This is a genomic window from Clostridium sp. (assembly GCF_051278035.1).
GTDB lineage: Bacteria > Bacillota > Clostridia > Clostridiales > Clostridiaceae > Clostridium_AD.
In genome coordinates this window covers 1-10,072 of the sequence record NZ_JBNMNU010000157.1, presented here as the reverse complement: position 1 = coordinate 10,072, position 10,072 = coordinate 1, and the positions used below count along the sequence as shown (strand labels likewise).

The 10,072-nt window shown below is 30.8% G+C and carries 8 protein-coding genes; 3 read left to right on the top strand and 5 right to left on the bottom strand.

The features are described 5' to 3' along the window. The coding region (locus ACJAX4_RS18745) for an ABC transporter permease (protein ID WP_435790958.1) at positions 1-728 on the bottom strand (728 nt) is incomplete at its 3' end. A gap of 236 nt (positions 729-964) precedes the next feature. On the opposite strand from ACJAX4_RS18745, the gene ACJAX4_RS18740 reads away from it, so the two are divergent. Continuing rightward, a complete protein-coding gene (locus ACJAX4_RS18740) occupies positions 965-1,669 on the top strand; it encodes an FTR1 family protein (protein WP_435790957.1) in 705 nt (234 codons plus the stop codon). Positions 1,670-1,722: 53 nt separating this feature from the next. Here ACJAX4_RS18740 and ACJAX4_RS18735 read toward each other — a convergent pair whose 3' ends face one another. The 4 genes from ACJAX4_RS18735 to ACJAX4_RS18720 form a co-directional block, all read right to left on the bottom strand. Next, a complete protein-coding gene (locus ACJAX4_RS18735; RefSeq protein WP_435790956.1) occupies positions 1,723-2,262 on the bottom strand; it encodes a ferritin in 540 nt (179 codons plus the stop codon). A gap of 82 nt (positions 2,263-2,344) precedes the next feature. Continuing rightward, on the bottom strand, positions 2,345-3,301 hold the full coding sequence (locus ACJAX4_RS18730) for an acyl-CoA dehydratase activase (protein WP_435790955.1): 957 nt from the start codon (positions 3,299-3,301) through the stop codon (positions 2,345-2,347). Further along, a complete protein-coding gene (locus ACJAX4_RS18725) occupies positions 3,282-4,379 on the bottom strand; it encodes a 2-hydroxyglutaryl-CoA dehydratase (protein ID WP_435790954.1) in 1,098 nt (365 codons plus the stop codon). The genes ACJAX4_RS18730 and ACJAX4_RS18725 overlap by 20 nt, the downstream gene beginning before the upstream one ends. Next, positions 4,333-5,271 (bottom strand): acyl-CoA dehydratase activase-related protein, encoded by a 939-nt coding sequence (locus ACJAX4_RS18720; RefSeq protein WP_435790953.1) that lies wholly within the window; start codon positions 5,269-5,271, stop codon positions 4,333-4,335. Before ACJAX4_RS18720 ends, ACJAX4_RS18725 begins: the two co-directional genes overlap by 47 nt. 167 nt (positions 5,272-5,438) lie before the next feature. Here ACJAX4_RS18720 and ACJAX4_RS18715 point away from each other — a divergent pair, with 167 nt between their 5' ends. Together ACJAX4_RS18715 and ACJAX4_RS18710 are read left to right on the top strand one after the other, a co-directional pair. Beyond that, positions 5,439-5,924 carry a DUF4883 family protein gene (locus ACJAX4_RS18715; RefSeq protein WP_435790952.1) on the top strand — a complete coding sequence of 162 codons (486 nt, stop codon included), beginning with the start codon at positions 5,439-5,441 and terminating at the stop codon, positions 5,922-5,924. Between the two features lie 127 nt (positions 5,925-6,051). Continuing rightward, positions 6,052-10,072 (top strand): cytidyltransferase (locus ACJAX4_RS18710; protein ID WP_435790951.1); only part of this gene is annotated, 4,021 nt, incomplete at its 3' end.

The window sequence follows — 10,072 nt, the reverse complement described above, 5'->3', positions numbered from 1 at the left end:
AATACGGATATATTGACTAAAATAAATACCACCCCTAAAACTGCTGCATTTCCCGTATTACCGCTACTTATATATGGATACAGCAATGAAGATAATGTTTGCACCCTTCCGCCTCCTATCAGAAAGGTTGAAAAATATTCTGAAAAGGAAATAAGAAACCCTATAGAAAAGGATAAGTATATTCCAGGAGCCAGAAGAGGAAGTAGAATCTTTGAATAAATCCTTGTTTGGTTACATCCCATTGTTTTTGCTACGTTTTCTATATCAGGGTTAATACCATTGAAAAATGAAATAAATATATTTGTCGCATAAGGCACGCAGACAAGCATATGTGCAAGTATCACTCCAGTAAAGCTGTTAATCAAATGGAGTTTTATCATCATCAAGTGAACACCCATAAATAGGGCAATGGATGGTATAAATAATGGTAGCGAAGATATTGTTTTTATAAACCTATCTCCAAAGAATTTATATTTTGTAAAAGCTCTCGCTGCCATAATTCCAACTAGTGTAGCTAGTATTCCATTTAGTGCTCCAATAAAAACACTGCTTAGTACACTGGTATAAAATCTAGAACTTCCTAGCATATTATTTTTCCAGAATTCCAGTGTAAATTTATCTGGAAACAAGAGTGGATATCGATAATAGGAGAAGATAGAAAGTAACAATACTAGCGTCATAGGAAATAATATAACGAAAGTCGTGATAAGTAAAATAAACTTCTTCATGATCTCCTCCCCTGCTTCTATTGATTTCAAATCCATATTATTATCTCATATCTCTATAAATACCATTATACTAAATGCAACAAGGTAAGTATGTACAATTTTATACAGAACACTAATAAATATAAACTTTTTCGCTAATTTAATCAAAATTTTATGCACCCATACACCAAAAGTTTTATTCATCATATTATATACTCTACAGAAGCGTATAATTTGAGATTAGGAGGTGATTAACAATGTTTACACCTTTTATAATAAGTTTAAGAGAAGGTATAGAGATTTTCTTGGTTATAATTCCTCTAGTAGTTTATTTCAACAGAAATAAACTATATGGGATGACTAAAAGTGCATTGCTAGGTAGTGCTTTGGGGTTGGTTATTGCAGCTATAACTGGCTTTATAATATTCTCACAAGTTACTTTATTAAACGGTCCTGCTGGAGAATTATTTGATGGACTCCTTGGGATAGTATTAGCTGGATTAGTATTATACAGCGTAGTACTTTTAAGGAAAAATAAATCTTTTGACACTGTTCCAAATCAACAATTTATATCATTAAGTCAAAAGGGAGTATTTATTCTTGCCGCCATAACAGTTTTTAGAGAACTTCTAGAAGTAACATTATTTATTTTAACTAGCTCAGCTGTTTCACCATTACTACTGGTCGGTTTAACCGTACTAGGGTTAGTGTGCGCAGCTTTAATTGTTTATGTCGTATCAAGAGGATTTTCTACTCTAAATATAAACGTAGTATTCTATACCCTAAATCTATTTTTAATCGGACTTGGTGCATACTATTTTGGTGATGGATTAGATGTATTATTTGGTAGTTATATTCCTGAAGTTTTAAAAATCGGTATACTATTGTACGCTATTCCTAGTTACTATATAATAATAAAAAATGATTTGAAGAAATATTTAAAATCTAATATAATTAAATAAATTCACTATTAAAAAAACCTTAGTAAATTGAATTCAATTTACTAAGGTTTTTCTTATTTTGCCATTCTTTGAATTAAATTCTCATTTATGGTTCGTATCCACTGTTCATTTAACTGATCACTAGTTCCAAATCCTTGCATAAACTCAGATTTTAACTGTAATGCTGAATCTTCCTCTTCTATCTGTTCCTGTATTAATGATAACCCATCTTCAGATATAGGCGTAGAATATAACCAACTTAATGTGCCATGATCGTTATCAGCCTTTGCTTGTTCTGCAATAGCGTAAAGCATTGTAGTGGTTACTATTTCTGTAGCATAATATTTGTTAAGTATTTCTTTTATATCTTTAAACTTACAGTTAGTATAAGGCAATACATTTATCTCATAAGGAGCATTCTTATCATCTAAATAATTTATGATGTGTTTATAATGACCATACTCATCTTCTGCTTGTACTCCGAAAAATGCTGCCCAACCAGCCAAGTCTAAATCTGAGAAATAAGCTTGTATGTTGCGATATATATTATGATTATCAAATTCGTGAGATATTTGCTCGTTTAATAGATTTAATATCGTTTTCTTTAATAACATTTAATCACCAACCTTCAACTTAATATATTCAATATAACTAAAATAAGAACACTAATAGTAACTAAATATATTATATAAAAGACTATATCACCATCTTACTACTCCATTTCCCGCACCTATCTCCAAAGCATCCTACAGTTTTTTCTCCATCTTTTATTTCAATAACTTCACAACTATTGCCACAACCATTGCACTCAATATTTCTAGGAACAAAATCACTAGTTGCTGTTTCGAAGCCTTTAAAATTTGTTTTTCCAGTCTTCATCAGCTCTTCTTTTCCAAGTATAGCAGCTCCTATAGCTCCCATTACATCATAGTGCACTGGAACGTAAATTTTTTCACCTAAAGCACTTTCAAAAGCTGCTTTAATCCCTTTATTAGCTGCAACCCCACCTTGAAAAAATATTTTAGGTTTGATTTGCTTTCCTTTTCCCACGTTACTAAGATAATTTCTTACTAGGGCCTCACAAAGTCCTCCTATTATATCCTGCTCTTTGTATCCAAGCTGTTGCTTATGTATCATATCTGACTCTGCAAATACGGCACACCTACCAGCTATTCTTACAGGCGCTTTAGATCTTAATGCATACTCTCCAAAACTTTCAATAGGTATTTCAAGCCTTTCTGCCTGTCTATCAAGAAATGACCCTGTCCCTGCCGCACACACAGTATTCATTGCAAAGTCCGTAACTATACCATTTTTAAGTGTAATTATCTTTGAGTCTTGACCTCCGATTTCTAATATGGTTTTTACCTCATTATCAATTTCAAGGGCTGCTACTGCATGAGCTGTGATTTCATTTTTCACTATGTCAGCGCCTATTAAAAAGGAAGCCATATGTCTACCGCTACCTGTAGTTCCAACAGATCTTATTTCGTTGTTATAATATTTTTCACTTAGAATTTCAAGTCCATATTGGATTGCCACTATGGGTTTACCTTTTGTTCTTAAATATAATTTTTCAATAACCTTTAAATTATTATCTAGTAGTACAACATTAGTACTTACAGACCCTACATCAACTCCCATATAGTACATTGCTTTTTCTCCTTTCTAACATATCTATAAATGCTTCTATTCTAGTAACATATCCCGCTTCTCCAGTCATTTCGTCTACTACCAAAGTCATTATTGGGAAATCTTTATCATTTGAAATTGCAGGTAAAATAGCCTTTGCTACAATTTCAGGCATACATCCCATTGGAAAAATTTGAATTGCACCATCAAAATTCTCTTTTTCTGCAATCAGTACCTCTCCTATACACTCTCTAGCATGACCACCAATATAATGCTGTAGATATTCTCTAGATGCTTTTCTTATACCAATCGAGTTAAGGTTCACACATTTAAGTAATGCATCCTTAACCCACCAACTAGGCGTAAGCATCCTTTTAGTGGATACACCATAATCCATAAGTTTATCTTCTATATAAAGATTAGAAAAAGGTTCGATTACAGTGTAGATTTCACCTATAATCGCAATTTTTATTGGAGATTTATTTTTATTAATAGATATATTTTTTATTTTTTTCTTATAATCTTTTAATATATTTACCATTTGGTATGGTGATTTTGCTTTTGATGCATTAATTTTGCATTCAACTAAAAGCCTCTTAAATTCTCCTTTATTAACTTCAAAGCCTGTTAAGTAATGCGCTAAAGCCTCAATTTTTTCTATTAGCTCGTTTACATCATAGGCTATCTTTAAAGCTCTAATTCTTTCAATTTTACTTTTTTCACTGTTATCTGTAATATTTTTTAGACGATTTATGAGTTCCCTTTTACCTATCTCAAAGGGACTATCAATTACAATAAACGTCAAATCGTGCCCTATTTTCTTTAGAGCATTAATTTGCAGTTCACAGTACTCACCAAACCTACAAGGTCCACAGCTTCCAGGGAGGATTATAGTATCCGCTCCCATCTCTATACTCTGCAAATAATTGCCCATCATAATTTTATAAGGCATGCACATTTCCTCTGATGAAAACTTAGAACCTAGCTCCAGTGCCTCACTACTACAAAAGGGTGGAATTATGCACTCTATTCCAAGCCCATCAAATAATGCCTTAGCTGCAAGATGTGTGTTGCCTAAATGTGGAAATGTTATCTTCATTATTTCTTTTCCTTTCAATCATATCAATAAAAGCCTCTATTCTTGTATCTAGACCGCCTTCACCAGTATGTTCATCAACCTTTAAAACTAAAAAAGGAAAATCCTCTATTTTATCTTGAATCAGCTCAAGTACTACAGAGTCTATTCCGCATGCGAATGATGATATATAAATTGCCCCATCTATTCCACTATTTTTAGCTATACTAGTTGTAAATCCATAAGAATTGGAAGCAAATGTCCAAAAAGGCCTTTTGAAAAGAGTATTTACTTCTGATTTGATTTGTTCCTCTTCTACAAATTCCTCTGTTATAACCCCTACTCCAATTTTGTTCAATTTTTTTACTATATTCATATTAATAAAAGTATCGTAAAGATTATATGGGTGCCCTACTAAGGCGATATTTTTTTTAAACCCTTCATCTCTAATCCCAAATTTAAAATTCTTCTGTTCTTCTAAGGCTTTACTAAATGCTACCTTTATCTTACCTTTATCCTTCGTTATCATAGCTCCAAGTTTTTTACAAAAGCTATATAATTCCTCCTCACACGTTGCGTAAATTGGTTCTATCATTACCTTTGGCAAATTAGGTATGCTATATAAAATCATTTCTGGAAGCCCACAAAACTTTGGGCATATAAATTCGCGCGCGCGAACTCTCATAATTCTAGGTATAATTAATAGATCGCATTTGTCCTTAATATCCATTATATGTCCATGGAATATTTTTATAGGTAGACATGCCTCGTCCACACAGTATTTAACCCCTTCATTTAAAATGTTCTTATTTGTATCTATAGACGTAATTACTTCTGCATCTAGCTCAATTAAAAATCTATTTATAAAAGGGTAGTATTTATAATATAGTAATCCTTTGGGTACACCAACTTTCATATTTCCTCCTTATGATGTTTTCTACTTCCTGCTTTCTGCTTACTCCTTCTATTCTGAACTATTAGACAGAAAAATATTCCTAAAATATGCTAATATCCACAATTTGTGTACTAAAAAATAATTGCGCAACATATTTTATATACAAGGCAGTTAAAGGATGTGATTGAATGAATTTTAATTTTAAGAAATATATTTTACTCCTATTGTGTATTTTTCTATCTTTAAGCCTCTTTGGCTGCAATTATAAAATTAATAGAAATATCTTTAGTAAGAGCAAGCCAAACAATTTTTATTACACCAATTTATTAATGAGTGATCTTACTCTAGAAAACCCTACAGAAATTTATGCTCTATATATGAATTTTTATAAAGAGAAGGATTTTTCTAAAGAAGACTTATCTACATTCGTTGATTTTTTTAATTCGTTAAATAAGAACAGCTTCATAGAAAAACCTGCGAACTTGCCTGCAAAGCCATTATACAAGATATTTATAACATTTAATGAAAACAAATATATAATAAATCTCTATAATGAGAATTTTATTTCTATATATCCCTTTGATGGCGACTACAAAATGGATTATATAGACACAAGTAAAATGTATAAAGCATATAATCTCTATGGACTGTGCAAATACCTTATACCTAACTAAGGTATTTTTTTTTACAAAAATTGCGATATCCCCTATAATTAATCACATTTAAAGTATATAATTTTCAATATAGATAATAGTAGAAATGAGTTCGTTATTATCCGCGAAGAACTACAAGGAGGCTACAATGAAAGCTTTATCTTTTAAAGAAATTAATCAAAAAATATCAGCAAAATTATTAAATCCAGTTTTTCTAAAAAACAATAGCATCCCAAAGGCTCTTATTGAAAATTTTCTATCCAGTCCACCATATTGGGAAAACCTAAAAATCATGATAGATTCAACGGACTTCACATGTGCACGTACCCTTTTAATTTGTGAAGAAGTAATGGGTACACTGTGCGAAGGTAAATTTCCAAAAGATGCACTGAGTTATTTATATAATTACACGTTAAACAAATCCTATCCAAAGGCCGTTACCATAAATCTTGATGTAGATCTAGCTCCTTCATGTGAACTGTACCTTACTGTTCTTAGAATTGTATGTTCAGTTCAAAAGAACTATAAGGATAGCTCATGGCAAAGTAACTACGCCATGAATTTCTTGCTCCAAAGAGAATTAGAAAATTTAGAGAATGACGATGAATATGTACGATTTATAAAAGCTTTTAAAGGTGATTTTATTTATGAAATGATGAAACTAAATGGTGAGGTTTTTCATTATAATACCCTAGACCATATTTGTGGTGTACATTATCTATCGCTATATATTGCAAGGCAACTTAAAGAAAAAGATGTTAAAATAGATTTAGGTAGAGTTTCAGGGGCTGCTGCTGGTCATGACATTGGAAAATATGGTTGCATAGGAGAAGAGCTTAAAAGAGTCCCTCATTTGCATTACTATTATACAGATCAATGGTTTAAAAAACATAACATAAACTACATTAGAAATATTGCTATAAACCATTCCACCTGGGATTTAGAAATTGAAAACCTTTCACTGGAATCATTAATATTAATATATTGTGACTTTAGAGTGAAAAACTTTTCAACTGGTAAAACCGTAACTATGAATATATTCCCCCTTGCAATGTCCTTTAAGGTTATACTTGATAAATTAGAAAATGTTGATGAAATAAAGGAAAAGAGATATAGACGAGTATATGCTAAATTAAAAGATTTTGAAGATTATTTGATCAGTATTGGCATTAACACTTCCCTCGAAGAAAGTGAAAATATTAATTTTCACAAGGCACCAGTTTTTTCTTTAATGCAAGGAAATGAAATAGTTGAAAACTTTAAGTATCTTTCTATAAATCACAATATTAATTTAATGTATATGCTACGTGATGAATACTCTCTAAATAAAATATTAGAACAAGCTAGAAGTGAAAAACACTGGAAGAATTTAAGACAATATATAAGGGTATTCGAAGAATATTCTACATATTTAACCCAAAAACAAAAGCTACAGACTATTAAATTTCTTTTCGATAATCTGACTCATTCTGAAGACGATATTAGGCGTCACTGTGCTGAGCTTATAGGACTACTCATTGCTATTTTTGATGAAGATTATAATAAAGAAATTCCTAAACACGTAAATATGGAAACCCACAATATAACAAGTTACAACCTATTCGTTGAATATTTTAATTTTTTACTTTATCCAAGTCACAAAATAATCTCAAGTCATAGAACTTGGATGGGTTATAGCACTAGAATTATGGTTAATTCTTTATTTGAAAATTGTAGGAAAAGTATGCTTACTACCTACAGAGATATTATTATTAAGTATTATGATTCTACGCGTTTCACTAACACAGAGACTCAATTGTTTTTACTTGAGACTGCAAAGTATATTCCCATGGACCCATATGATGACAACTTATCTTCAATGTTTAATTATGTAATATCAATGACAAACAAAAAAAGTAGTATTCTAAGATTATCTGCATTACAAATTGTAAATGACCTAATAATCAAGCTTCCAAAAGAGAATTATTTAAAGAAAAATCTAAAATCAAGTTTAACAAATAACGGCAAGAGTTATTTTGCTAAAAGTAAAATACCTGCAGAAAACCTACTTAAGCTTAGAATTTTTACGCTACTTAATTTAAAAACATCCATTGTTTTTTTTCAAAAATATTGTGAACAGGATTATGCAAAGATACCCGATATATTTTTAAGTAATTTAAAAACAGCAACCGATTGGATAAAAAAGAAAAACCAAATAGATTTATTGCTAAATTACACCATAAATGAAGCCCCTAGCACAGGCATGCATACAGCCATTCATTTTTGTAATTTACTTAAAGTAAGTGCCGTAGAGGCTGTTCGTAATAGGGCAGGGCTTGCCATACATAAACTTATGCCACTTTTGACACTTGCTGAGAGAAATGAAGTTGCAATAGAACTTCTTCGTGCTCTAGAAATAGAAGGACACAGATTTACGGAGTATATTCCACCTTTCTTAGGTGAAATACTCCTTTGGTTACAGCCTAAGGAGCTAAATGAAATTATTGATGATTTAAAACTGAAAATAAAAATAGCTACCGAGAATGTAAAGCCGTTAGTTCTTAAGACCATAGGTGTATGTATATCTAATTATCCAAAGTACAGAAATAGATTTAGTGAACAATCAGAAAATCATGACCGCAGAATGCTAAATATGCTTGGAATCCTTTTAAATGGACTTGGTGATTATAAAAGAAAAGTTAAGTTGTCCGCTATAAGTACCTTTGGAACAGACATTTTTGGTTCCAAACTTTTATCAATTGAGGAAAAAAATATTATATTTAAATTAACAGCGAAAAAAATTCTTACCCTAATTACAGAAGATAAAACAGAACAATTGCTTTTTCTTACAAATGCTGCTGCACTGAACCATATATATAGATTTATATCAGATTTTAGTTTTTTTAAGGGTGATATCGATATACCTATTCCAACAAAAACAGCCTTTTTCCCAGGCACCTTTGATCCTTTTTCTCTTAGCCATAAAAATATTTCAAAATTAATAAGAAATATGGATTTTGAGGTTTATTTATCTGTAGATGAGTTTTCTTGGTCAAAAAAAACCTTACCAAACTTACTTCGTAAAAGCTTGCTAAGTATGTCAATAGCAGATGAATTAAATATATTTATTTACCCAGAAGAGTTTCAAACAAACATTTCAAATCCACAGGATTTAAAATTATTAAAAGACAATTTTAGTGGATCTGAGGTTTATTTTGTTGGTGGCAGTGATGTTATATTAAATTCTAGTTGTTATAAAAAACCTGTTACAGAAAATTCTATACACAATTTTTCTCATATAATTTTTGAACGCGGAAAAACCAAACAATTAGAAGAGGCTACAAAAGAAATTCTTGGTGAAATTAAATTGATAAATCTTCCAGCAAGTTATGCGAACATTAGCTCTAGTCAGATAAGAAACTATATTGACAATAATCGAGATATCTCAAGTTTAATTGACCCATTAGTTCAGCAGTATATTTATGAAAATGGGTTTTATCAGAGAGAACCTCAAGAAAAATTTTCTTTAGCCTCGTCTCATATAGATATCGAGTTTTCAGATAATATTACCGAAGATTTCATAAAAAAACTTTCTGAATCTTGTAGTAATAAAGACCGTGTTTTTCAAATATTAACTGAGCTTTCTAAAAAAATTGCTCCAAAACTTGTAATAATAAAAAACGTCCAAACTAATGAAATTTTAGGATTTTCATCAATGCACTGGATCCGCTCCAATGTTCTTTATAAAGAATTAGACGATGATAGCTTATCAATGTATGTTCGTCAAAACGCCTCTGGCAGAATTATTCTTATTGATTTAATATGTATAAATAATAAGAAAAAAAATAAAGTAATAGAGCAAATACTTATTACAGAAACTTTAGCTTATGCAATATCTAGAGACTATGAATATGCAATTTTCAAACCTCTCCTGCAAGATATATACGCTCCATCACTAATAGAGCTTTTATATTTGCATGGTTTTAGAAAAATTGTTACCTCGGGTCCTAATTTAATAGCCCTAGTTGTAGATATGAATAATCCATGTATATTAAATTTAGATGTAGAAAATATTCTTAAAGAGCCTTTTAGAAGTAGTCAAAGAATAAAACAAGTTATAAATAGTACCCGAAAACGCCTACAAAAGGTACTTACTGAATTATATCCTGGTGAACTTGTTTTATCTTTCG

Coding starts and splice junctions, on each gene's coding strand:
- ACJAX4_RS18740 (WP_435790957.1), top strand. CDS start 965: ATGTTTACACCTTTTATAATAAGTTTAAGAGAAGGTATAGAGATTTTC.
- ACJAX4_RS18735 (WP_435790956.1), bottom strand. CDS start 2,262: ATGTTATTAAAGAAAACGATATTAAATCTATTAAACGAGCAAATATCT.
- ACJAX4_RS18730 (WP_435790955.1), bottom strand. CDS start 3,301: ATGTACTATATGGGAGTTGATGTAGGGTCTGTAAGTACTAATGTTGTA.
- ACJAX4_RS18725 (WP_435790954.1), bottom strand. CDS start 4,379: ATGAAGATAACATTTCCACATTTAGGCAACACACATCTTGCAGCTAAG.
- ACJAX4_RS18720 (WP_435790953.1), bottom strand. CDS start 5,271: ATGAAAGTTGGTGTACCCAAAGGATTACTATATTATAAATACTACCCT.
- ACJAX4_RS18715 (WP_435790952.1), top strand. CDS start 5,439: ATGAATTTTAATTTTAAGAAATATATTTTACTCCTATTGTGTATTTTT.